The following is a 22491-nucleotide window of genomic DNA, read 5'->3' as shown; positions in this document are numbered from 1 at the left end:
GGACAGCGTACTCAAACAGGCACTTCGGAGGTTGTGAATTTGGTCGAGCGGATCGCGCCGGTGCTGGTGTTCCTGGTCGCGGTGACCGTCATCGCCGAGCTGGCCGACCAGGCCAAGGTGTTCGACGTCGCGGCGCGGGAGGCCGCGCACCTCGCCCGCGGCCGGGTGTGGCGCCTGTGGTTGCTGGTCGTCGTCCTGGCCACTGGCCTCACGATCGTGCTGTCCCTGGACACCTGTGCGGTGCTGCTGACACCTGTGGTGCTGTCGATGGCCCGCCAACTGGACATCCCGCCGAAGCTGTTCGCGTTCACCACCGTCTGGTTGGCCGGTACGGCGTCCCTCCTGCTGCCGGTGTCGAACCTCACGAACCTCCTCGCCCTGCACCCGTTCCGCCAACTGGACGTCAGCTATCTGTCCGTGAGCTGGCGCCCTGCCATCGCCGCAATCCTCGTCACGGTCGTGGTGCTCGCGGTCCTCTTCCACCGCGACCTGCCGCGCCGGTACGTCGTCCCGCCGACACCTGCCGTCGAGGACAAGGTCCTGTTCTGGGGCTCCGCCGCTGTCTGTCTGCTGCTCGGCCCAGCCTTCGTGTCAGGTATCGAGGTGGCGATACCCGCGAGCATCGGGGCGCTCGTGCTGGTCGCTCTGTTCGCAGTACGGCGACGCAGTGTCCTCCGGTGGTCGCTGATCCCGTTCAAGCTGGTCGGGACCGTTGTAGTGCTGTTCACCGTGGTCGGGTTCCTCAGCTCCCACGGGCTCGAGGACCTGCTGCGGCGGATCGCAGGCACCACCTCAGAGCTGCGCCTGAGCGCGACCGCGGCCCTCGGAGCGAACCTCTTCGACAACCTCCCGGCGTACCTCGCCATGGAACCGGTCGCCGCAGACAGCCCCCATCGCATGCTCGCGCTACTCATCGGCGTCAACTGCGGCTGCCTACTCACCCTGTGGGGCTCCCTCGCCACCCTCCTCTGGAGAGCCCGCTGCGACGCCGCCCGCGTGGACATCTCCTGGTGGTCGTTCCTGTGGCGCGGCCTCATCCTCACGCCACTCGTGGTAACCGGAGCTGTCCTCGCTCTGAATGGGTAGTCTGCGCTGCATGGCGACGGAGCAGAGTACTTCGGAGGTCACCCGGGAGTTCCGGACTGCGCGCGACTTCCTGATAGCGCATCGGGACGACTACGAGACGGCGTACCGGGACTTCAGTTGGCCGGCGTTCGAGCGGTTCAACTGGGCGCGGGACTGGTTCGACGCGCTGGCCGTCGAGCAGCCCGAGGTGGCCGCGCTGACGATCGTCGAGGAGGACGGCGAGGTCAACTCGCGGACGTACGCCGAGATGGGTGAGCGGTCCCGTCAGGTGGCCGGCTGGCTGACCGAGGCCGGGCTGAAGCCAGGCGACCGCGTCCTGATCGTGCTCGGCAACCAGGTCGAGCTCTGGGAGACCATGCTCGGCTGCATCCGCGCCGGCGCGGTGATGATCCCCGCCACCACCCTGCTCACCGACGCCGACCTCGCGGACCGCATCTCCCGCGGCAACGTTCGCGCTGTTGTCACCAGCAGCGCCGACACCGCCCGGTACGCCGGAATCGCGGACAACTGCATCCGCGTCGCCGTGGGCGAACCGACGGAAGGCTGGCTCACCTACGCCGACTCCGAGATCTACGAAGGCCCCGTGCCCGAGGTCGACACCGCAGCAAACGACTCGCTGCTGCTCTACTTCACCTCCGGTACGACGAGCCAACCCAAGCTGGTCGAGCACACGCAGGTGAGCTACCCGGTCGGCCACCTGTCCACGATGTACTGGATCGGCCTGCAGCCCGGCGACGTCCACCTCAACGTCTCCTCCCCCGGCTGGGCGAAGCACTCGTGGAGCAACGTGTTCGCGCCCTGGAACGCCGGCGCGACCGTCTTCCTCTACAACTACACGCGCTTCGACGCGTCGAAGATGCTCGACGTGCTGGCGACGTACGGCGTGACCACGTTCTGCGCGCCGCCGACGGTGTGGCGGATGCTGATCCAGGCCGATCTGTCCGCGGTCGAGGTCCGGATCCGCGAGTGCATCTCGGCCGGTGAACCGCTGAACCCCGAGGTGATCGAGCAGGTCCGCAACGCCTGGGACGTCACGATCCGCGACGGGTACGGCCAGACCGAGACGACCGCGCAGATCGGGAACCCGCCCGGCCAGCCGGTGAAGCTCGGGTCGATGGGCCGCCCGCTGCCCGGGTACAGCATCGCGCTGATCGACCCCTCCACGGACGAGATCGGCGACGACGGCGAGATCTGCATCGAGCTGGCGCCCGCGCCGGTCCCACTGATGCGCGGGTACCGGGACGCGCAGGAGCTCACCGAAGAGGTCATGCGGAACGGGTACTACCACACCGGCGACGTCGCGAGCCGCGACGCGGACGGCTACATCACGTACGTCGGGCGCTCGGACGACGTGTTCAAGGCCAGCGACTACCGCATCTCGCCGTTCGAGCTCGAGTCGGTGCTGATCGAGCATCCGGCCGTCGCCGAGGCGGCCGTCGTCCCGTCGCCGGATCCGGTGCGGCTCGCCGTACCGAAGGCGTACGTCGTGCTCGCGGCCGGGCACGAACCGTCGCGGGAGCTCGCCGGGGAGATCCTGGCGTACTGCCGCGAGCACCTCGCGCCGTACAAGCGGATCCGGCGGATCGAGTTCGCCGAGCTGCCGAAGACGATCTCGGGGAAGATCCGGCGGGTCGAACTGCGGACCGACGAGGCCGCGAAGGTCGAGAGCGGGACCGGCGGGCCGACGTACGACGAGGCCGACTTCAAGTAGATGTCCTTCCATACCGGGCTCGGCTGGGCGGCCGTCGGCGTCCTGCCGTTGCTGATCGCGATCGGTGTCGGCGCCTCCCGGTACGCCGGGCTCCGGCACGACAAGGGCATCGTCACGGCGGCGTTGCGCGCGCTCGTGCAGCTCGCCGCAGTCGGGGCCGTGGTCGGCGTCGCGCTGCAGCACACGCTCGGAGCGATCGCGTTCGTGCTGCTGATGTTCGTGGTCGCGACGGTGACGAGCACGCGACGGCTCCAGCATGCCGCGGTCGTCCCACGGCAGTGGATGTACTGCGCGGCCGCGATCGGCGCCGGCGCGTTCATCGTACTGCTGCTGCTCATCCTGCCGGGCGTCGTACCGCGCAACCCGGCCAGCATCCTGCCGATGGGCGGCATCATCGTCGGCGGTGCGATGACCGCGACCACGCTCGCCGGACGGCGCGTGCTGAGCGAGTACGGCAGCCGGTACGGCGAGTTCGAGGCGGGACTGTCGATCGGGCTGCTGCAGCCGGACGCGTTCAAGCTCGTGGTCGGTCCGGTGGCGGGTGATGCCCTGCTGCCGGCCCTGGATCAGACTCGCACCGTCGGCCTCGTCACCCTCCCGGGCGCGTTCGTCGGCATGGTCCTCGGCGGGGCCTCACCGACCCAGGCAGCCGCGCTCCAACTCGTCGTCCTGATCGGCCTGGTCGCGGCCGAGGCGATCGCGATCCTGGTGGTGACGGAGCTCCTGTCCCGTTCGTCCCTTCCGGACGGGCGTACGGTTTCTTCATGAGCGATGACAAGAGCATCTTCAGCCGGATCGACGAACTGGTGGCCGAGGAGCACGAGCTGCGGACCAAGCACGCGGCGGGACAGATGAACGACACCGACGAGCAGAGCCGGCTCCGGGCGCTCGAGGTCGAGCTGGACCAGTGCTGGGACCTGCTCCGCCAGCGCCGTGCCAAGCGTGAGTTCGGCGAGAACCCCGACGACGCCGCCGCCCGCTCCGGCGACACGGTCGAGGGCTACCTCAACTGATAGGTCGCCGGATCAGAAACCGCGCAGTTTCCCGGGGGTGATCCGGATCAGGACCGAGTAGTCGGCGTGGAACTGGTCCGGAGTCATCCCGAGCCCGGCGATGTCGTCGCCGTACTTCGCGTTGTACGCCGCCAGCGCGTCGCCGCTGATCGGGTCCGTGTCGACCACCGCCGTACCGGAGATGACGCCGACGTCTCCCCCGGTGTGGGTCGCGTTGAAATTGACGGTCACCTGCGGGTGGTCGGCCACGTTGTGCAGCTTGGCCTTGTTCGGCTGGCTGCTGATCAGGATCTCGTTGTCGTGCCAGAGGAACCACACCGGGTTCGGCGCCGGCGTACCCGACCGGCCGACGGTGGTCAGCCAGACCACGAGTTCGTCGTCGAGCTGCCGTTCGATCCGCTTGCCGAAGCCGGTGGAGGTGTCGATCGTGAACATCGCTGCCCTTCAGTCGCTGTCAGACGGGTCTCAGGCGGGTCCGAGACGTCCCCACTCGATCGCCGGGCAGTGGTCCATCACCATCGTGAGACCCGCAGCCGTCGTTCGTGCGTAGGCGTCCTGATCCACTACATCGAGCTGGAACCACACCGCCTTCGCTCTGATTCCCACCGCCTGGTCCGCGATGTCCCCGGCCAGCTCGGACCGCACGAACACATCCACGCAGTCCACCGGGAACGGGATCTCCGCGAGCGTCGCGTACCCCTGCTCACCGTGCACCGTTTCCGCGGCCGGATGCACCGGCACGACCCGCTTCCCGTGACTCTGCAGGAACCGCGCCACGCCGTACGCCGCCCGGCTGGTGTTGTTCGACAGCCCCACCACGGCCCACGTGTCGCACTCAGCCAAAATCTTCCGAATCGCCTCGTCCACGACTAGCCCCTCAAATACGTCAGCACTGCGGATACGCGCCGGTCCAACCCTTCGTCCAACCGCAGCTTGGCGAAGATATTCCCGACGTGCTTACGGACGGCGGCCTCACTCACCACCAGGTGCTCGGCGATCGATCCGTTCACCCGGCCCTCCGCCATCAGCGCGAGAACCTCCAGCTCGCGCGGCGTCAGCGCCGACAGCGGACCGTCGTTCCGCCGCCGTGCCAGGAGCTGCCGCACCACCTCAGGGTCGACCACGGTCCCGCCGTCGGCGACGCGGTCCAGTGACTCGAGGAACTCGGTGACATGGCCGACCCGGTCCTTCAGCAGGTACCCGATCCCGCCGGTCGTTGTCTCCAGCAACGACGAGAGATAGGCGTCGGCGACGTACTGCGACAGCACCAGGATCCCGATCGCGGGCAGCTCCGCCCGGATCGCCGCCGCGGCCCGCAGTCCCTCGTCGCTGTGCCCGGGCGGCATCCGTACGTCGGTGATCACCATGTCCGGCGGGTTCTTGCGTACGACGGCCAGCAACGCGTCACCGTCCCCGACAGCGTCCCGTACCTCGTGCCCGGCGCGATCCAGGATGCTGGCCAGCCCCTCCCGCAACAGCAGCGAGTCCTCCGCAAGCACGATGCTCAGTCGCCGAGTTGGCACGGGCACTCCATCCTCAATCGCGTCGGCCCACCAGACGGGCTGTCGACGTCGAGTGTGCCGCCCAAGGCGTCCAACCGCGTCACCAACCCGGTGAGACCCGTCCCGGCGCCCAACTGCGCGCCACCGACTCCGTCGTCCTGCACCGTGATGACGAGCCGGTCGCGGTCCACCCAGCCGGTCACCTCGCACGTCGACGCCTGCGCATGCTTGGCGACGTTCGCGAGCGCCTCACTGACCACGAAGTACGCCGCAGCCTCGATCGGCCCCGGCAACCGCGTCGGGACCGACAGCTGCAGCGTCACCGGCAACGGCATCCGATCCGCCACCTCCCGTACGGCGGCCTCCAGCCCGTGATCCACCAGCACCCGCGGATGAATGCCCCGTACGGCGGCCCGCAGATCCGCCAGCGCGGCCTCCGCCTCGCTGTGCGCCTTCACCACCAGCCGCCGGCCCTCGCCGTCCGGCAGGTCCAGCTCGGCCAGACCGAGTGTCATGGTGAGCCCGACCAGCCGCTGCTGTACGCCGTCGTGCAGGTGCCGCTCGATCCGCACGCGCTCGGTCTCGAACGCGTCCACCAGGTCCAGCCGGGAACGACGCAGCTCGGCGAGGTTCCGCTGCAGCTCCTCCTGCCGGGGTCCGAGCATCGCCCGGGCGAGCGAGGCCTCCGCGCCGGCGATCACCCCGAGCAGGTACGAGCTGACCACGTAGTACGGCGGACCGAACAGGACGAGGAACAGGAGCCCTTCCTCCGCGGTGTCCATCGTCCACGGCCCCATGCCCATCTGGTCGCCGTCCGCGATCACCGGCGAGGCCAGCGTCGTCAGGAGGATGGTCACGCTGAGCCCCGCGAACAGCGCACTCAGCGGCCACACGAAGACACCGAGCACGAAGCCGTACCCGAGCGCCCGCATCGACGCCTGCTCACGGCGCCGGAACGTCAGCTTCGCCCGCCGCGTCAGCCCGGCCGGGAGCTTCGCGTGCGGGCTCTTGATGCCGTCGACGAGCATCATCCCGGCCCGCCGCCGCTCCACCCACCCGATCACCGCGCCGACCAGCGGGAACGCCGTCAGCATCAGGATCCCGATCAGGATCGGGCTCAGCACCGCACTCAACGCGGCCAGCCCGACCAGGACCACGATCGACACCGCCCCCATCGGCACCGACGTGAGGAGGTACGCATAGCTCCGCCACGGCCACGACGAGATCAGGTAGCGCGGCGAAGCCAAGGCGGCCCACACGGTCATGGCCCAACCCTAGGCGGGCGACGGTCGCTGGGCGGTAGCGTGCGCGCTACCGCGGGTCTCCCTTGTGGGCCAGCGTCCAGAGCGGCGTACGGCGGTTTGCTGGAACCATGACCGCTACCGCGCCCGCCTATCCGTTCACCGCACCGGCTGAGCCGCCTGCGCTGCTGCTGGACGGCATCACCAAGACATACCGCTCCAAGGCCGGAGCGGTCGACGCGCTGCGCGGGGTGACGTACCACTTCGCGCGGGGCTCATTCACGGCTGTCATGGGTCCGTCCGGCTCCGGCAAGTCGACGCTGCTGCAGTGCGCGGCGGGGCTCGACCATCCGACCACGGGGACTGTGGTGCTCAACGGGGTCACACTTCTGGGCCTCAACGAGGTAGAGCTCACCAAGCTGCGCCGGGCCGAGATGGGTTTCGTGTTCCAGGCCTACAACCTGCTGCCGTCGCTGACCGTATACGACAACGTCGCGCTCCCCCTGCGACTCACCGGTCGCCGGCCGGCGCGCAACGACGTACAGCGGGTGCTGGAGCAGGTCGGCCTGGAGGGGAAGGCGAAGCGGCGGCCTGCCGAGTTGTCCGGTGGGCAGCAGCAGCGGGTCGCGATCGCGCGGGCGTTGATCACCCGGCCGTCGGTCTTCTTCGCCGACGAGCCGACCGGCGCGCTCGACAGCGGCACCAGCCGGCAGATCCTCGGCCTGTTGCGCGAGGCAACCGACCGCGCCGGCCAGACCGTCGTGATGGTCACCCACGACCCGGTCGCCGCCGCCTACGCCGACCGTGTCCTCTTCCTCGCCGACGGCCTCCTCACCGGCCACCTCGACCGCGCCACCCCCGCACAGATCGCGGCAGCCATGAGCGACCTGGAGCGATGATGTTCTTCCTCAGCCGGCAGACCGTGGGGCGGCATCGGTCGTTGTATGCCGGATCGTTCGTGGCGCTTGCGGTAGGGGTGTTTCTGCTCGGGCTGGCCGCGACTGCGACGGCTGCCACAGTCGCGTATCACGGGCCGGCCTCGGCGAGTATCAGCGTCACGACCCTCGGCGGCGACGGGACGCCGCCCCAGACGGTGAAGGTTCCGTTGTCGGACGCCGATGTGTCCGGGTTGCAGACCGTGCTCAGCATGGTGGGGACGATCAGCGGGTTCATCACGGTCTTCGTGATCGCCAGCACGTTCGCGTTCGCGGTCGCGTCGCGGCGGCAGGAGCTCGGGCTGCTGCGGCTGATCGGCGCGACGCCGCGGCAGATTCGCCGGATGGTGCTCGGCGAGGCGGTGGTCGTGGCGCTTGCCGCCTCGCTCACCGGAGCGGTCGCGGCCCAGCTCGCCACACCGTTCCTCCTGAGCAAGGCGTCGTACACCGAGTTGGCGCCGGTGAAGCTGGAGCCGGCGTCGCCGTGGGTTCCGCTGGCGATCGCCGTCGGGGCCGGGCTGCTGGTGGCGATGCTCGGTGCGCGTTCGGCGGCCCGCCGGGCGGGCCGGGTCGCGCCCATCGACGCGCTGCGGGAGGCCGCCCTGGAGCCGCCGCGGATCGGGCCGGCGCGGATCGTGTTCGGGCTGCTCTTCCTGGCCGGCGCGATCACGATGCTGACGCTGATCCGGCCGTCGAGCGACGAGGGCGCCGTACCGCTCGCGATGTTCACGCCGATGGTGATCGTGATCGCGCTGACCTTGCTCGCGCCGCTCGTCGTACCGCTGGTCGGACGGGTGTGGGCGCTGCCGCTGGTCGCGTGGACGCAGGTGTCGGGCCGGCTGGCCCGCAGCAACGTGCTCGCCGCGCCGCGGCGGAGCGCGTCCCTCGCGGCGCCGATCCTGGCGATCTCGGCGATCGCCGGGTCCATGGTGCTCAGCCTCAGTTTCGCCGCGGACAGTGCCGAGGCGACGATTCGGGATGCTGTTCGCGCACCGATCGTCGTCACCGGAGCAGCCCCGGTTGACGTCGCTGGGGTGAAGGCGGTGGATGCCGGGCTGCCGGTTCAGCTGGTGCGGGTCGCGGCGGACTACGCGGAACTGGAGGACGCGGAGGGGATCGACCCGGGGATTGCCGCGCAGACCCGGGATCTCACTGAGTTGTCAGGCAAGCTGAGTGACCTGACCGGGAACACCGTCGCTGTCAGCAAGGAGATGTCGGGGTTCGAGGGGTACGACGTCGGCGACGAGATCCCGGTGGTGTTCGCCGACCAGGCGTCGGTGAAGCTCCGGGTGGTGGCGGTCGTGAAGAACGCGTTCGGGGTGAACCCGTCGTTCCTCCTCCCGCTCGATCTCGCCCGCAAGCACGCGCCCGATGCGCAGGCCGAGCGCAGTTTCGTGCTGCCCGCCGACGGTGTCGATCCGGGTGAACTTGTGAAGCGCTTGCCCGGCGCGCAGTTGGCCGCGGACTGGGAGGCCGACCAGGCGGAGGGTGTTCGGAAGGGAAACCGGGTCGGGCTCGTCATGCTCCTCGGCCCGGCCGCGCTCTACAGCGCGATCGCGATCGCCAACACGCTCCTGATGGGCAGCCTGCAGCGCCGCCAGGAGTTCGTCACCTCACGGTTGCTCGGCGCGACGCCGGCGCAGCTGCGGCGGATGGTGCTCTGGGAGTCGTCGCTGGTCGGGGCGGTCGCGCTGAGTCTCGGGACCGCGACCACGGTGACGGTCGGGGTACTGATCCGGCACGCGATGACCGCGGGCGTCGCCGACGTACCGGTCACCGTGCCGTGGGGCATCCTGCTGGGTATCGGCGCGCTTTGTCTGATCCTGGCGGTAGGGTCCGCTCTGGCCCCGACGACGTACCTCCTGCGGGTCGCGGCCGGAGAAACAGGTGTTCAGCAGCGAGAATAGGTACGGCGCCAGACCCGTCGCGGCGCCGTACCGGTTGATCGAGGAGTTCGTACCCGCATGGCACGCCGTACCAGCACCGCCGAACCCGAGGACTTCGAGGAGCGCATTCTCGACGTCGACGTCTCCGACGAGATGCGTAACAGCTATCTGGAGTACGCCTACTCGGTGATCTACGCCCGGGCGCTGCCCGACGCCCGGGACGGGCTCAAACCGGTCCAGCGGCGGATCCTGTTCTCGATGGCGGAGAACAACATCCGCCCCGACCGCGGCCATGTGAAGTCGGCCCGCGTCGTCGGTGAGGTCATGGGTAAGTACCACCCGCACGGCGACGGCGCGATCTACGACGCCCTCGTCCGCACCGCCCAACCCTGGTCCATGCGCGTCCCACTCATCGACGGACATGGAAATTTTGGAAGTTTGGACGATGGTCCGGCGGCCATGCGTTACACGGAATGCCGGATGGCGCCGCCGTCGATGGCGATGACGATGGGGCTGGACGAGAACGTCGTCGACTTCAAGCCGAACTACGACGGCCAGGAGACCGAGCCGTACGTGCTGCCGGCCGCCTTCCCGAACCTGCTGGTGAACGGCGCCGCCGGGATCGCGGTCGGGATGGCCACGAACATGGCCCCGCACAACCTGGTCGAGGTGGTGCAGGCGCTGCGGCACCTGATCAAGACACCGGGCGCGGACCTCGACGACCTGATGCGGTTCATCCCCGGGCCGGACCTGCCGACCGGCGGCAAGATCGTCGGCCTGGAGGGGATCAAGGACGCGTACGCGACCGGCCGCGGCAGCTTCAAGATGCGCGCCACCGCCCGCGTCGAGAACGTCACCCCGCGCCGCAAGGGCATCGTGGTCACCGAGCTGCCGTACTCGGTCGGCCCGGAGAAGGTGATCGAGAAGATCAAGACCCTGGTGCAGAGCAAGAAGCTCCAGGGCATCGCGGACGTCAAGGACCTCACCGACCGCACCCACGGCACCCAGCTGGTCATCGAGGTCAAGAACGGCTTCGTCCCCGAGGCGCTGCTCGAGCAGCTGTACAAGCTGACCCCGCTCGAGGACGCGTTCCACGTCAACAACGTCTGCCTGGTCGAGGGACAGCCCCGCACGCTCGGCCTGAAGGAGCTCCTCGAGGTCTACCTCGAGCACCGGTACGACGTGACGCGCCGGCGCAGCGAGTTCCGCCGGAAGAAGGCCCAGGACCGGCTGCACATCGTCGACGGCCTGCTGATCGCGATCCTGGACATCGACGAGGTCATCCAGGTGATCCGGAGCAGCGACGACTCGGCCGCGGCGCGGTCCCGGCTGATCGAGATCTACGACCTGTCCGAGATCCAGGCGAACTACATCCTGGACATGCCGCTGCGCCGGCTGACGAAGTTCTCGAAGCTCGAGCTGGAGACCGAGAAGGGCGAGCTGGAGCGCGAGATCGAGGCCCTGACCGCGATCATCGAAGACCCCGCGCTGCTCCGCAAGATGGTCTCCGACGAGCTCGCCGAGGTCGCCAAGACGTACGGGACGCCGCGGCGGACCGTACTGCTGGAGTCGTCCGGCGCGACCAAGACGGCCGCTGTGCCGCTCGAGGTCAGCGACGACCCGTGCTGGATCCTGATGAGCTCGGCCGGGCTGCTCGCCCGCACGAACGGCGTGGAGCCGTTCGGTCCCAGCGACTCGCGGGCGAAGCACGACGCGATCGTGTCCGCGGTCAAGAGCACCGCCCGCGGGCAGTACGGCCTGATCACGAGCGCGGGCCGGCTGATCCGGCTCGAGTCGCTCGACCTTCCCGCCGTACCGACGACCGCGAGCGCGCCGAACCTGCAGGGTGGTGCGCCGATCGCGGAGTTCGTGTCGCTGGACCCGGGCGAGAAGGCACTGGCCCTGACCACGATGGATCCGGACTCGGTCGGTGTGGCTCTCGGTACGACGGGCGGCGTGGTGAAGCGCGTCGTACCGGATCACCTGAGCAACCGGGACTCGTGGGAGATCATCGGTCTCAAGGACGGCGACGAGGTCATCGGCGCGGTCGAGCTGACCACGGGCGAGGAGGAGCTGTGCTTCATCACCTCCGACGCGCAACTGCTGCACTTCCCGGCGTCGGCTGTGCGCCCGCAGGGGCGGACCGCGGGCGGTATGGCCGGCGTACGGCTCGCCGCGAAGGCGAAGGTGGTCTTCTTCGGGGCCGTCGACACCGCGCGTGAAGCGCAGGTCGTCACCATCGCGGGATCGTCCTCCGCGCTGCCGGGGACCGAGGTCGGCGCGGTGAAGGTGACGCCGTTCAGCGAGTACCCGGGCAAGGGCCGCGGGACCGGCGGTGTGCGGTGCCAGCGGCTGCTGAAGGGCGAGGACGGCCTCCTGCTCGGGTACGTCGGCACCGCGCCGGTGAAGGCCAGCGCGAACAGCGGCGCACCGGTCGAGCTGCCGCCCGTCGACATGCGGCGCGACGGCTCCGGCGTGCCGGTCGCTCAGCCCATCGCTGCATGCGCTCCTGATCTGGCAGGCTGACTTCTGTGAAGAGAGTGCTCGCGCTGTGCGCGGTCGTGGTACTGGCGGTGGCGGGCTGCAGCGACAAGAAGGAGTCCGGCGGCGGAGGCGGGTCCGGTGGCGACGCGGTCGCGCTGCTGACCGATGTCAAGAAGACCATCGACGAGGCCGCCAGCGTGCACATCGTGCTGACCGGGCGCGATCTGCCGGACAACGCGCAGACGCTCGCCAGCGGTGACGGCGTCGCGACGCACGCGCCCGCGTTCAAGGGCAAGCTGACCGTGCGGTCGTCCGGGTCGCCGATCGACGCCGACGTGGTGGCGGTCGGGAGCAAGGTCTACGCCAAGGTGTCGTTCTCCCCCAGCTACATCGAGCTCACACCGGCGCAGCTGGCCGGGCTCGGCGCGCCCGACCCGGCGATCCTGCTCGATCCGGCGAAGGGCCTGACCGCGGTCCTGCCGACGCTCAAGGACGCCAAGGTGAAGGGCGAGACCCGCGAGGGCTCCAAGGTCCTCACCGAGGTCACCGGCTCCGTCGAAGGCAAGTCCCTCCAGGGCATCTTCCCGAAGGCCCCGGCCGACCAGACCTTCCCGAGCACCTTCAAGATCCACAAGGACAGCAAACAGCTGGTCTCGGCGACCATCACCGGCCCGTTCTACACCGGCGCCACCAGCAGCTACGACGTGACCCTGGACAGATACGGCGAAAAGATCGAGATCACGAAGCCGTGAGCTCGATGAGCAATCCGAGGACCCGCCTCACGCTGGCCTCGATCGCTGTCGCGTTCGCGGCGGCCGACACGTACGTCGTCGTACTCGCGTTACCGGACATGATGGCCGGGGTCGGGCTGTCCGCGGACGAGCTGCAGCGGGCGGCGCCGATCATCTCCGGGTTCCTGCTCGGGTACATCGCGGTCCTGCCGCTGATCGGGCGGATCGCGGATGTCGCGGGGCGTACGCCGGTGCTCGTCGGGGCGCTGCTGCTGTTCGCGGTCGGGTCGCTGATCACGGCCGGCGCCTACGACCTGCCACTGGTGGTAACCGGTCGGTTTCTGCAGGGCGTCGGCGGTGGCGGACTGGTTCCGGCGACGCTGGCGCTGGTGGCCGACCTGTGGCCGGCCGAGCGGCGCGGGATGCCCTTGGGCGTGGTCGGGGCAGTGCAGGAGCTCGGCTCTGTACTGGGCCCACTGCTGGGTGCCGCCGTGCTCGCGGTGGCTGACTGGCGGTACATCTTCTGGCTCAACCTGGTCGTCGCTGTCATCCTCGCGCTGCTGCTCCGCGGCCGCTCGCGACCACGCATCTCGGGCGCCGTCGGGTTGCTGGCATGTATTGCGTTAGGCCTCACGCTCACAGCTCCGGATCGACTCGCGTCCGGCGTGACGCTCGGTCTGCCTTTCGTGCCCTTCACCGGGACATCCCGGCTGCTCACGCCGATCGGCGTGGCCACGCTGGTACTGGCGCTTGCCTGGCTCGGGCTCGTACTGGCGCGGACTCGCGGGCACCTGGCTGGGGTGCTCCAGCGAGTCGACCTCGTCGGCGCGCTGCTGCTCGCACTCGCGCTGGCCGGCGTCGTGCTCGCCTTCGCGACGGCAGATCCTGAGCGCGAACTGATGTCGCCTGCCGGACCGTGGCTGCTCGTCGCGGCAGCTGTGTTCGCCGTCGCCTTCGCTCTCTGGCAGCGGCGTACGCCGGCCGCGATCGTGCCTCGCGGCCTGCTGGGTGGACGCCCGGCCTGGGGTTCGCTGGTGGTCAGTTTTCTGATCGGCTGCGCGCTGATCGCGGCGCTGGTCGACATACCGGTGTTTGCTCGCACGACACAGGGCGGTGGGCAGCTCGCGGCCGCGCTGGTGCTGCTGCGGTTCCTGATCGCCCTGCCGGTCGGCGCGGTCGTCGGCGGCTGGCTGACGCGGCGCCACGGGCTCGGGCTGATCACGGGTGCCGGGCTCGGATTGTCCGGGGCGATGTTCGTCCTGATGGCGTTCTGGAGCCGTACGGCGCTGGATCACTGGCCCGCGACCGTCGTACTGCTCGTCTGCGGCTTCGGATTCGGGCTGGCGCTGTCACCGCTGAACACGGCGATGCTCGGTGCGACGCCGTCGGACAGCCACGGCCTGGTCAGCGCGCTCGTCGTCGTCGCGCGGATGGTCGGCATGCTCGTCGGTGTCTCCGCGCTGACCGCGATCGGCCTCCGCCGGTACTACGCGATTGCCGACGGCATCAAATCGCCCAACGAGCTCTGTCCGACGTCCCCCGCCGACTGCCGCCCGTACGTCGACGCGCTCCGGGACGCCGCCGTTTCACAAGTTCACGCAATCTTCGCCGGGGCCGCCGTGTGCGCCTTTCTCGCGGCGATCCTCGGTGTCCTGCTGCTCGGGCGGCGTGGCCCACTTCACAGCTAGCGCACACATGATGATCATCATGAGGGACAGCCGTCTCAGGTCGCGTACCGTTCTGGTGTGACCCCTGCTCCTGCCGCCGGCCTGTGCTCGACGTTCTGTCGGGTGCTGCAGGAGCCGTTGCCCGGTACGGCGGTGGTGGCGAGCGGATGGGTCGTCGTCGAGCAGCCCGGTCCGTGGGGTGCGAAGGCGCCGACGCAGAGTCACCTCGACCCGGGATTCGGTGGCGCCTTCGACGACGAGTGCAAGAAGGTCGACGTACGGTTCGGCCTGATCCGCTCCCCTGGCCGGCACGCGGACTCGGTCGAGCGGTCACACCAGGTCTTCGTCGCCTCCACACGGCCGGGCAATTCGTGGCTGCTCGGCGGGCGGGTCGCGGATCCGTCGGAGCTCAACGACCTCGACCTCGGCGCGGTCGCCCGTGGCGATCGCGCGGGGGCTCTCGCATCGTTGCCCATTCTGACGCCGCTCGACGAACCGATCGTGCTGGTCTGTACCAACGGCAAGCGCGACGAGTGCTGCGCCGTACTCGGACGGCCGCTGGTGGCTGGGCTCGCCGAGCGCGTGCCGGGTCGGGTGTGGGAGGCCAATCACCTCGGCGGGCACCGGTTCGCGCCGACCGCGACGTACCTGCCGGCCGGCACCATGCACGGGCATCTCACGGTCGACACAGCAGTCGAGGTACTGGCCGCGGCCGACCGTGGCGAGACAGTACTGACCGGACTGCGCGGCCGCTCCACCTGGACCAAGCGCGGTCAGGTCGCCGAGGTCGCCGTACGCGAGCTGATCGGCGATCTCTCACTGGATTCATTGCTGGTCGTCGGCGAAGGCGCCGACACTGTCACCGTCCAGCATGTCGACGGGCGGTCATGGATCGTGCCGGTCACCAGCGCACCGGCCGATCCACCCCGTCCGGACTCCTGCGGAAAGGAACCGTTCGCCATGTCGATTCTGCACGCCGGAACCCCAGTCCTAGGAGCAGCGCGATGAGCGAAGGTTTCGACGATCTGCTCGCCGCCAACGCGGAGTACGCCGCCGACTTCCACTACGGCGGCTTCGACGGGATCGCCCATGCCGGGATCGGCCTGGTCACCTGTATGGACTCGCGGATTCCGCCGCTGGAGATGCTCGGGCTCAAGCCCGGTGACGCGAAGGTGCTGCGTTCGGCCGGCGGGCGGGTCACCGAGATCACGATGACCGGCCTGGTCCTGGGCGTCCAGCTGCTCGGCGTCCGGCGGATCATGATCATCCCGCACACCCGCTGCGCGATGGCCGCGATGTCCGAGGACGAACTCCGCGCGAAGGTCGAGCTGGCCGCCGGGAAACCGGCCGGTTACCTGCCCATCAACGTCATCCCCGACCAGCTCGAAGCCCTCCGCCGCGACGTCGCCGCGGTCCGCGAACACCCGCTGATCGGCGACGACATCCTGGTCGGCGGCTTCATGTACGACGTCGACAGCGGCCTTCTGACCCAGGTCGACTGACCGCTTGTCCCGGAGCGGCTGGTCAGGTTTCGAGGGTGACCTTGCCGGTGTCCAGTTCGTAGTAGGCGCCGGCTAGTTGGAGTTTGCCTGATTGTTCTAGTGGCGCGATGACGGGTGATCGGCGGAGTTCGGCCAGGACGTGGGTGACGTTCACGTGGACGGCGTTGGTGAGGCGGTCGCCGGGCTTGCCGGAGATCTGGCGGACGGCCGGGGCGAGGGTGTCCACGAGGTAGCCGAGCTTGCCCGGGTGGGCGGTGGGCCTGTCGAGAGCCTTGATGGTGGCGTCCAGGGCGCCGCAGCGTTGGTGGCCTAGGACGAGCAGGAGCGGGGTGTGGAGTTCGGCGACTCCGAATTCCAGGCTGCCGATCACGGACTGGTCGAGTGCTCCGCCGGCGCTCCGGACGACGACCAGGTCGCCGAGGCCTTGGTCGAAGACGAGCTCGATGGGTACGCGTGAGTCGACGCAGCCGAGGATCGTCGCGAACGGGTGCTGTCCCTTGCTGACCGCGATCCGCCGGGCGATGCCCTCGTCGAGATCCTGCTCCTGCGCGGCCACGAACCGCGCGTTCCCCAACCGCAGCCGCTCGAGCGCCTGCTTGCCATCAGCAACTGAACTCCCGGTCGGCGGGACAGTTCCCACGATCGATTCGTCAGACTGTTGACGTCCACATCCGACCAGTCCGAAAGCCAGTGCGGTGGTGAGGATGCGGCGGCGGGACGGGGTGTTCATGAGCGGTCTCCTCAGGGCGGACGGCGGGGCGGTGCCGTCTCATCGACCGTAGCAGATTGCATACAGTCTGCAGTACCCACGAACACTGAGGATCTCTCGGATCCCGCCCCGAAATCTGATAGACACCCCTTATGAGACTCCGCCCCAGCTCATTCCACCGTTCCCTGGTCGCCGGCGCCCTCGCGCTGACCGCCGTACTCTCCAGCGCACCGATCGCCCAGGCGCTCCCGGACACCGCTCCCGCCTTCCGCGGCGGGCCGGTCACCGGCTGCCTGGACCACTCGATCGTCGGCACCGTCGAGGAGCAGCGACTCGGCCGGGGCATCAACGGCGGCCCGTCGGTGCCCGCCGAGATCCTGCGCCGCTCAGGCTTCGACCGTCAGGTCGACCTGTTCACGCAGCTCCTGTGCCGCGTCCCCAGCCGCCAAGCCGCGGCCACCCTCGTACGCACCCACGGCGAGGCCCTCTGGCGTACGGCGACCCAACGCGCGCAACGCACCCCGACAGGCGCCGACGCCCTCCCGGCAACCGACGACCGCGGACTGTACTGGGCACGCATCTCGATGGCCCTCGCACTTCGGCAATGGCAACCAGCCTTCGGCCTCGGTACGACGGAACGCGCCAACCTGATCCGCTCGTTCGAGTACGCCTCCCGCGGTATCACCAGCACCCGCTTCGCGCCGGGCGTCCGCAAGATCCTCGTCACCGGTTTCGACCCGTTCACGCTCGACGCGGACATCCGGATCGGCAATCCCTCCGGCGCCAACGCGCTGACACTCGACGGTCAGCGCTGGCGGGTGAACGGTACGACGTACGAGATCCAGACGGTGATGTTCCCGGTCCGGTACACCGACTTCGACGAGAGCATGGTCGAGGACGCACTCGCACCGCATTACCGCCCCGGGCCGCAGCACGCCGACCTGGTCATGACGGCGAGCCAGGGTCGGGTGGGGATCTTCGATCTCGAGGTCTTCAACGGGCGCCGGCGGTCGGTCAGCTCGATCGGCGACAACAACAACCTCTGGGGCGGCGGGACGATCAGCGCCCCGGTCGTCTCCCCCAGCATGCCGGCCGGCCCCGAATGGCTGACCTCGAGCCTGCCCCTCGCACGGATGGCGCAGACCGAGGTCCCGCCGTTTCGTACCCGCGTCAACACCTCCGTCCTAGAGATCCCCGCCGGCGAGACCACACCGGTGCGCCGGCCGGACGGTCCCACTGCCGGTTCGATCGCGTCCGAAGGTGCGGGTGGCGGCTACCTCTCCAATGAAGTTGCCTACCGCAACACTCTGCAACGCGACCTGCTCGACCCCTCGATGCCGGCCGGCCACCTGCACGTCCCGGTGCTGTCCTTCGACCTGACCAACAAGACCGCGATCACCGACCCGACCTACGAGGCGAACCGCAACGCCATCGTCGCCGGAGCCCACGCGATCCTGCGATCCGCCCTCTCGTGATCAGAATAGTGGTCATGTGATCACTCTTCTGATCACAGCTTCAGGATGTCGGCCGTTCGGACGGGCAGGCCTGTCTCGAAGGAGCGGTTGGCGGCCAGGCCGGTGACCAAGGCGAGCGCTGCCTGACGCGCATCGGCAACTTCAGCGCCTTCGGTCTCCTCTCCATCCAAGAGCGCTGCGAGGACGCGCGGGTCCGCGCCGCCGTGGCCCTCGTGGTCGTGCTCGACGGTGTGATCGATCGGCTCCGACCACAACGGCCGCACCGTGATGCTGGTAAATGTCGACTCTTCTACATTCAGCTCCAGTCGGCCCCCCGATCCGTTGAACATCACGCGGTAGCCCTCGGCCGGTGAGTACGCCGTGAGGTGGTAGGTCATCGTGGCGCCCGTGTCGTACGAGACGAGCACCGCCATGTCGTCCTCGATCGACACACCTGGCGCGAACACGTTGCGATCCCGGTAATACCCGTCCTCCCCCTCCGCGTCCAGGTAGAGGTCGCGCATCGTCGCGTTGTCGGCGAGCTGCAGCGCGAATGGATCGTCGGCCGCGTCGCTGGATCCGTGCGCCCGGACGTAGTCCCGCGCGTACCCGTGCTCGTGCCCGGGTCCGTAGAACGCCAACTGTCCGCGGGCGTACACCGTTTGCGGTTCGGCGCCGAGCCACCAGTTCACGAGATCGAAGTGGTGACTGGCCTTGTGCACCATCAGCCCGCCTGAGTTCGACTTGTCGCGATGCCAGCGCCGGAAGTAGTCCGCGCCGTGCGAGACGTCGAGCATCCACTCGAAGTGCACCGAATGCACCCGGCCGATCGCGCCCTCGGCGAGCAGTTGGCGCACCCGCCGATGCACCGGATTGAACCGGTAGTTGTACGCCACCGACAACGACCCGCCCGTCTCCCGAACCGTGTCCAGGATGCTCTGCGCCTTCACCGCGTCCGTCGTCATCGGCTTCTCGCAGATCACCCGTACGCCCGCCCGCAGCGCGGCCTCGATGTACCGGTCGTGGGTCGCGTCGACGCTCGTCACCACCACGAGCTCGATCCGCTCCACCCGCAACATCTCGTCGTACCGCGCCGGGGGCCAGAGGTGCGCCGTACGGCGCCCCGCCGCGAGCAGCATGCGGTTGTGGAACGCCATCCGCACCGAGTTCGGGTCGCACAACGCGACCACCTCATACGCGTCCCGTTTGGCCAGCCCTTCGGTGAACAGCTGGGCCCGGTGGCCGGTGCCCACGATCGCAGTGCGCATGGAGTCCTCCTATTGCTTGACCGCGCCGGCCAGGCCGTTGACGAAGAAGCGCTGCAGCAGCACGAAGAGCAAGATGATCGGCGCGAGCGTGATGACGGTGCCCGCGCAGAGGAGCGTCCACTCGGTCGAGTTCTCGCCGATGAACGCGTACATGCCGATCGCCAGCGTGCGCAGCTCGGGACGGCCGAGCGTGAACACCAGCGGGATGAAGAAGCTGTTCCACGCGGTGATCGCGGTGAACAGGCCGACCGTGGCCAGCATCGGGCCGGACAGCGGCAGCATGATCCGCGCGAACGTCTGGTGGAAGTTCGCGCCGTCGACCTGGGCGGCGTCCTCGAGTTCCCGGTCGACGGCCATGAAGTACCCCATGAACAGGAACGTTCCGAAGACCACTCCCCCGGACGCCTGGACGATGACCACCGACCACAGGCTGTTCAGCAGATGCAGCCGCTGCATCAGGTCGAACACCGGGATGATGGTGTACCCGTGCGGCAGGAACAGCGTCGCGGACACCAGCCCGAGACAGAAACCGCGCCCTGGGAACCGTGTACGGGCAAGTACGTATCCCGCGCAGGAAGTGACTACTAAAGTGATCACTACCGTGCCTAGGGTGATCAGAATAGTGTTCATGAAGTATCGGCTGAACGAGGCCTCGCGCCAGGCGTTCAGGTAGTTCGCCCAGAGGAAGTGCGACGGCATCGGGTTCAGCCCGTCGGTGAAGAAGTCGTCGTCGCTCTTCAGCGAGCTCCCGAGTGCCCAGAACAACGGATACAGCCACGCGAGCCCACTCACCAGCAAGGCCACGTGCGTCATCGCGGTCACCACACGCCGCCGTGTCATAGGGCCCTCCGCTTCGCGAGCGATCGCAGTACGACGACCTGCACGACCGAGAACGCGATCAGCAGTACGCCGTACACGAACGACGCGGCCGAGGCGAGGCCGATGTCCGGCTGGACCGCGTTCGCGTTACTCCCACCGAACGCCAGGTGGTAGATGTACGTGTTCACGACCTCGGTGGCGAAGAACGGACCGCCGCTGGTCAGCACCTGGACGAGGTCGAAGATCTGGAAGGTCCCGATCACCGCGAGGATCACGATCACCACGCCGACCGCGCGCAGCATCGGGATCGTGATGTACCGGAAGGTCGCGAACCGGCCGGCGCCGTCCAGCCGGGCGGCCTCGTACAGCTCGTCCGGGATGGTCTGCAGGCCCGCGAGGAAGTACACGAGGTTGTAGCCGAACGTGTGCCAGATCCCGACCAGGATGATGATCCCGAGGGCGAAATGCGGATCCCCCAGCCAGTCGACGTGCTGGTCGATCACCTGCAGCTTCAGCAGCACCGAGTTGATCGAGTCCCCGAAGTTCGACACCAGCAGCTGGATCACGACACCGATCACCGCGGCCGACGTGACGACCGGCAGGAAGAACAACGTCCGGTAGAACGACGCGAACCGCAGCTTCTTGTTGTTCAGCACGAGCGCCAGCGCCAGCGCGAGCACCAGCTGGATCGGTACGACGAACGCGGCGTACACGAAGGTGTGGCCGAGCGACCGCCAGAAGATGCTGTCGTGGACGATCTGGCGGAAGTTGTCCAGCCCCACGAAGTCCGACGGGTCGCCGATCCCGTCCCACTTGTAGAACGTGTAGCCCAGCGAGGCGATGATCGGGTACACCACGAACACCAGCAACAGCACCATCATCGGCGCCAGGTACACGTACGACCACAGGTAGGTCCGGCGGCGGGCGCGACGCCGCCCGGCCGAGCGCGGCGGCTCGGCGCGGGCGGTGTCGGTGGAGTGCTCGCGGACCGGGGCGGTCACCGCCATCAGGCCCCCGGCTTGGTCGTGTAGGGCTTGGTCAGGTCCCAGTCGGAGAACGTGAAATCCTTCGGGCTGACACCCGGCGCCTTCGTGATCGCGTCACCGAGCGCCTGGTTCATCTTGTCGGTCAGTTCGTTCAGCGCGGCCTGCGGATCCTTTAGCTGTCCGGTGTAGACGCCGGCGAGGACGTCGTTGATGTCCGGCTTCACCCCAGGCAGCTGGACGGCCGCCACCTTCGGGTTCCGGATCGTCGGCTGCGGCCCGACGACCGCTGCCCCGGACATCGCGACGTACTGCGCGAACGGAGCGAAGGTCACGCTCTTCGGGTCGTTGTTCTTCGCGTACACCGAGAGTCCCTGCCCCTGCTCGACCCACCGCTTCCCCGCGTCGGGGCTGTACAGCCATTCGAACCACGCCCACGCCTCGTCGGCGTGCGGCGTCTTCGCGTTGACCGCCACGAACTTGCCACCGGGCGGGCCGTAGAACAACGCCTTCGGGTCTCCGGCCGACGGCGTCGGCAGCGTGACCAGGCTGTAGTCGGTGAACTTGTGCTTGGTCCACTCCGGCTGGTTCCAGACACCGCCGACGGTCATCCCGAACCGGCCGCGTTCGAAGAAGGCCCGGGCCTGCTCGTCGGAGATGCTCATCGAGTTCGGGTAGAACCAGTTCTTGTTCTTCCACTCGAGCAGCAGGTTGATGACGTCGAGGTAGTTCCGGTCCGTGCCGAACGTCCACTTCCCCACCCGGTAGTCCATCCCGTCGATACCACCGACGGCCGCACCACCCGGCGTGCCGGCGCCGCGGACGAACAGATCCAGCCACCAGGCCAGGGTCGTGTTCGTCGAGTTGCCGAACCCGAACGGCGCGACCTTGCCACCGCTCTTCGACGCGATCGCCTCCGCGGCGCCGGTGACCTCGTCCCACGTCTTCGGGAGCTTCACGCTGCCGTCGTCGTTCGTCAGTCCGGCGTCCTTGAACACCCCGTGGTGGACGTAGAGCTGCAGCGACGGGGCCGGCGCGGCGAACGGCGCGGTGTAGACCTTCCCGCCGAAGACGTCGACGCCTTCGACGAAGCTGTTCTCCGGGAACCGTCCCTGCCAGGAGTCGGTCGCCCACTTGTCCAGCGGCATGAGCCAGCTCTGCGAGATCTGCTGACTCAGCTGCGGGCTCTTCGGCACCATCAGGATGTCCGGCGCGTTGTTGCTCCGGTACGCCAGCGACACCAGGTCGGCGTACTTGTCGCTGACCTGCGTGGTCTTCTTGACCGCGATCCCGGGATGGGCCTCCTGGAACAGCTTGATCTCGTTGTCGACCCAGCCGGCCTGGCTGGCGTACCAGTCCCAGTAGGTGATGGTCGTCGAGGCCTTCGACGCGCTGGAGCCTCCGTTGCCGGACGAGCAGCCGGCCAGCGCCCCGGCGCCGGCCAGTCCGGCCGCCCCGCGGAGCAGTGTCCGTCGTGAGATGCGTGATGACATGAGTGTT

At 68.6% G+C, this 22491-nt stretch carries 21 protein-coding genes; 12 read left to right on the top strand and 9 right to left on the bottom strand.

Annotated elements, in window-relative coordinates; translation table 11 throughout:
* Positions 1-39: 39 nt before the first annotated feature.
* Genes E0H50_RS31590 through E0H50_RS31575 form a run of 4 tightly spaced genes read left to right on the top strand, consistent with a single transcriptional unit; the run spans position 40 to position 3810 of the window.
* A complete protein-coding gene (locus E0H50_RS31590) occupies positions 40-1086 on the top strand; it encodes an ArsB/NhaD family transporter (RefSeq protein WP_238151468.1) in 1047 nt (348 codons plus the stop codon).
* A 10-nt stretch (positions 1087-1096) separates the two neighbouring features.
* The gene (locus E0H50_RS31585) at positions 1097-2797 is read left to right on the top strand and encodes an AMP-binding protein (RefSeq protein ID WP_131294460.1); all 1701 of its coding nucleotides are present in this window, start codon (positions 1097-1099) and stop codon (positions 2795-2797) included.
* Positions 2798-3565: an ABC transporter permease gene (locus E0H50_RS31580; protein WP_131294458.1), complete on the top strand. Its 768-nt coding sequence runs from the start codon at positions 2798-2800 to the stop codon at positions 3563-3565.
* Complete coding sequence (locus E0H50_RS31575) at positions 3562-3810, top strand: DUF2630 family protein (RefSeq protein ID WP_131294456.1); 249 nt, start codon at positions 3562-3564, stop codon at positions 3808-3810. Before E0H50_RS31580 ends, E0H50_RS31575 begins: the two co-directional genes overlap by 4 nt.
* A gap of 12 nt (positions 3811-3822) precedes the next feature.
* Here the strand turns inward: E0H50_RS31575 and E0H50_RS31570 are convergent, their stop codons facing one another.
* From E0H50_RS31570 to E0H50_RS31555, 4 genes are read right to left on the bottom strand one after another with little or no spacing between them, the layout of a single operon-like run.
* Complete coding sequence (locus E0H50_RS31570; RefSeq protein ID WP_131294454.1) at positions 3823-4245, bottom strand: TIGR03667 family PPOX class F420-dependent oxidoreductase; 423 nt, start codon at positions 4243-4245, stop codon at positions 3823-3825.
* A 30-nt stretch (positions 4246-4275) separates the two neighbouring features.
* Positions 4276-4677 (bottom strand): CoA-binding protein, encoded by a 402-nt coding sequence (locus E0H50_RS31565; protein WP_202868411.1) that lies wholly within the window; start codon positions 4675-4677, stop codon positions 4276-4278.
* 2 nt (positions 4678-4679) lie between these two features.
* A complete protein-coding gene (locus E0H50_RS31560) occupies positions 4680-5333 on the bottom strand; it encodes a response regulator transcription factor (protein ID WP_131294450.1) in 654 nt (217 codons plus the stop codon).
* Positions 5315-6577 (bottom strand): sensor histidine kinase, encoded by a 1263-nt coding sequence (locus tag E0H50_RS31555; RefSeq protein ID WP_131294448.1) that lies wholly within the window; start codon positions 6575-6577, stop codon positions 5315-5317. Before E0H50_RS31555 ends, E0H50_RS31560 begins: the two co-directional genes overlap by 19 nt.
* 107 nt (positions 6578-6684) lie before the next feature.
* On the opposite strand from E0H50_RS31555, the gene E0H50_RS31550 reads away from it, so the two are divergent.
* From E0H50_RS31550 to E0H50_RS31520, 7 genes are read left to right on the top strand one after another with little or no spacing between them, the layout of a single operon-like run.
* A complete protein-coding gene (locus E0H50_RS31550; RefSeq protein ID WP_131294446.1) occupies positions 6685-7452 on the top strand; it encodes an ABC transporter ATP-binding protein in 768 nt (255 codons plus the stop codon).
* Positions 7452-9395: an FtsX-like permease family protein gene (locus tag E0H50_RS31545; RefSeq protein WP_131294444.1), complete on the top strand. Its 1944-nt coding sequence runs from the start codon at positions 7452-7454 to the stop codon at positions 9393-9395. The genes E0H50_RS31550 and E0H50_RS31545 overlap by 1 nt, the downstream gene beginning before the upstream one ends.
* 57 nt (positions 9396-9452) lie before the next feature.
* Positions 9453-11900 (top strand): DNA gyrase/topoisomerase IV subunit A, encoded by a 2448-nt coding sequence (locus E0H50_RS31540; RefSeq protein WP_131294442.1) that lies wholly within the window; start codon positions 9453-9455, stop codon positions 11898-11900.
* A gap of 5 nt (positions 11901-11905) precedes the next feature.
* Positions 11906-12610 carry an LppX_LprAFG lipoprotein gene (locus tag E0H50_RS31535; protein WP_131294440.1) on the top strand — a complete coding sequence of 235 codons (705 nt, stop codon included), beginning with the start codon at positions 11906-11908 and terminating at the stop codon, positions 12608-12610.
* Positions 12611-12615: 5 nt separating this feature from the next.
* On the top strand, positions 12616-14277 hold the full coding sequence (locus E0H50_RS31530) for an MFS transporter (protein ID WP_131294438.1): 1662 nt from the start codon (positions 12616-12618) through the stop codon (positions 14275-14277).
* Positions 14278-14334: 57 nt separating this feature from the next.
* Positions 14335-15264: a sucrase ferredoxin gene (locus E0H50_RS31525; protein WP_131294436.1), complete on the top strand. Its 930-nt coding sequence runs from the start codon at positions 14335-14337 to the stop codon at positions 15262-15264.
* A complete protein-coding gene (locus tag E0H50_RS31520) occupies positions 15261-15758 on the top strand; it encodes a beta-class carbonic anhydrase (RefSeq protein ID WP_131294435.1) in 498 nt (165 codons plus the stop codon). Before E0H50_RS31525 ends, E0H50_RS31520 begins: the two co-directional genes overlap by 4 nt.
* 22 nt (positions 15759-15780) lie before the next feature.
* On the opposite strand, the gene E0H50_RS31515 is transcribed toward E0H50_RS31520, so the two are convergent.
* The gene (locus E0H50_RS31515) at positions 15781-16488 is read right to left on the bottom strand and encodes a carbonic anhydrase (RefSeq protein ID WP_131294433.1); all 708 of its coding nucleotides are present in this window, start codon (positions 16486-16488) and stop codon (positions 15781-15783) included.
* A 131-nt stretch (positions 16489-16619) separates the two neighbouring features.
* Between E0H50_RS31515 and E0H50_RS31510 the strand changes: the two genes are divergently transcribed.
* The gene (locus E0H50_RS31510) at positions 16620-17942 is read left to right on the top strand and encodes a hypothetical protein (RefSeq protein ID WP_131294431.1); all 1323 of its coding nucleotides are present in this window, start codon (positions 16620-16622) and stop codon (positions 17940-17942) included.
* A gap of 32 nt (positions 17943-17974) precedes the next feature.
* Here E0H50_RS31510 and E0H50_RS31505 read toward each other — a convergent pair whose 3' ends face one another.
* Genes E0H50_RS31505 through E0H50_RS31490 form a run of 4 tightly spaced genes read right to left on the bottom strand, consistent with a single transcriptional unit; the run spans position 17975 to position 22484 of the window.
* Positions 17975-19189, bottom strand: a complete 1215-nt coding sequence (locus tag E0H50_RS31505) for a Gfo/Idh/MocA family protein (RefSeq protein ID WP_131294429.1) — start codon at positions 19187-19189, stop codon at positions 17975-17977.
* Positions 19190-19198: 9 nt separating this feature from the next.
* Positions 19199-20029 (bottom strand): carbohydrate ABC transporter permease, encoded by an 831-nt coding sequence (locus E0H50_RS31500; RefSeq protein ID WP_131294427.1) that lies wholly within the window; start codon positions 20027-20029, stop codon positions 19199-19201.
* Positions 20026-21015: a carbohydrate ABC transporter permease gene (locus E0H50_RS31495; RefSeq protein WP_131294425.1), complete on the bottom strand. Its 990-nt coding sequence runs from the start codon at positions 21013-21015 to the stop codon at positions 20026-20028. Before E0H50_RS31495 ends, E0H50_RS31500 begins: the two co-directional genes overlap by 4 nt.
* Positions 21015-22484 carry an extracellular solute-binding protein gene (locus tag E0H50_RS31490; RefSeq protein WP_238151465.1) on the bottom strand — a complete coding sequence of 490 codons (1470 nt, stop codon included), beginning with the start codon at positions 22482-22484 and terminating at the stop codon, positions 21015-21017. The genes E0H50_RS31495 and E0H50_RS31490 overlap by 1 nt, the downstream gene beginning before the upstream one ends.
* Positions 22485-22491 lie beyond the last annotated feature (7 nt).

Source organism: Kribbella sindirgiensis, assembly GCF_004331435.1.
GTDB classification, from domain to species: Bacteria; Actinomycetota; Actinomycetes; order Propionibacteriales; family Kribbellaceae; genus Kribbella; species Kribbella sindirgiensis.
This window is presented reverse-complemented; position numbering and strand designations above follow the sequence as displayed.

Excerpts from the sequence above, each read along its gene's own strand:
- E0H50_RS31490 (WP_238151465.1), bottom strand. The coding sequence starts at position 22,484 with ATGTCATCACGCATCTCACGACGGACACTGCTCCGCGGGGCGGCCGGA.
- E0H50_RS31520 (WP_131294435.1), top strand. The coding sequence starts at position 15,261 with ATGAGCGAAGGTTTCGACGATCTGCTCGCCGCCAACGCGGAGTACGCC.
- E0H50_RS31495 (WP_131294425.1), bottom strand. The coding sequence starts at position 21,015 with ATGGCGGTGACCGCCCCGGTCCGCGAGCACTCCACCGACACCGCCCGC.
- E0H50_RS31550 (WP_131294446.1), top strand. The coding sequence starts at position 6,685 with ATGACCGCTACCGCGCCCGCCTATCCGTTCACCGCACCGGCTGAGCCG.
- E0H50_RS31510 (WP_131294431.1), top strand. The coding sequence starts at position 16,620 with ATGAGACTCCGCCCCAGCTCATTCCACCGTTCCCTGGTCGCCGGCGCC.
- E0H50_RS31575 (WP_131294456.1), top strand. The coding sequence starts at position 3,562 with ATGAGCGATGACAAGAGCATCTTCAGCCGGATCGACGAACTGGTGGCC.
- E0H50_RS31505 (WP_131294429.1), bottom strand. The coding sequence starts at position 19,189 with ATGCGCACTGCGATCGTGGGCACCGGCCACCGGGCCCAGCTGTTCACC.
- E0H50_RS31580 (WP_131294458.1), top strand. The coding sequence starts at position 2,798 with ATGTCCTTCCATACCGGGCTCGGCTGGGCGGCCGTCGGCGTCCTGCCG.
- E0H50_RS31555 (WP_131294448.1), bottom strand. The coding sequence starts at position 6,577 with ATGACCGTGTGGGCCGCCTTGGCTTCGCCGCGCTACCTGATCTCGTCG.
- E0H50_RS31545 (WP_131294444.1), top strand. The coding sequence starts at position 7,452 with ATGTTCTTCCTCAGCCGGCAGACCGTGGGGCGGCATCGGTCGTTGTAT.
- E0H50_RS31585 (WP_131294460.1), top strand. The coding sequence starts at position 1,097 with ATGGCGACGGAGCAGAGTACTTCGGAGGTCACCCGGGAGTTCCGGACT.
- E0H50_RS31500 (WP_131294427.1), bottom strand. The coding sequence starts at position 20,029 with ATGACACGGCGGCGTGTGGTGACCGCGATGACGCACGTGGCCTTGCTG.
- E0H50_RS31540 (WP_131294442.1), top strand. The coding sequence starts at position 9,453 with ATGGCACGCCGTACCAGCACCGCCGAACCCGAGGACTTCGAGGAGCGC.
- E0H50_RS31515 (WP_131294433.1), bottom strand. The coding sequence starts at position 16,488 with ATGAACACCCCGTCCCGCCGCCGCATCCTCACCACCGCACTGGCTTTC.
- E0H50_RS31530 (WP_131294438.1), top strand. The coding sequence starts at position 12,616 with ATGAGCAATCCGAGGACCCGCCTCACGCTGGCCTCGATCGCTGTCGCG.
- E0H50_RS31570 (WP_131294454.1), bottom strand. The coding sequence starts at position 4,245 with ATGTTCACGATCGACACCTCCACCGGCTTCGGCAAGCGGATCGAACGG.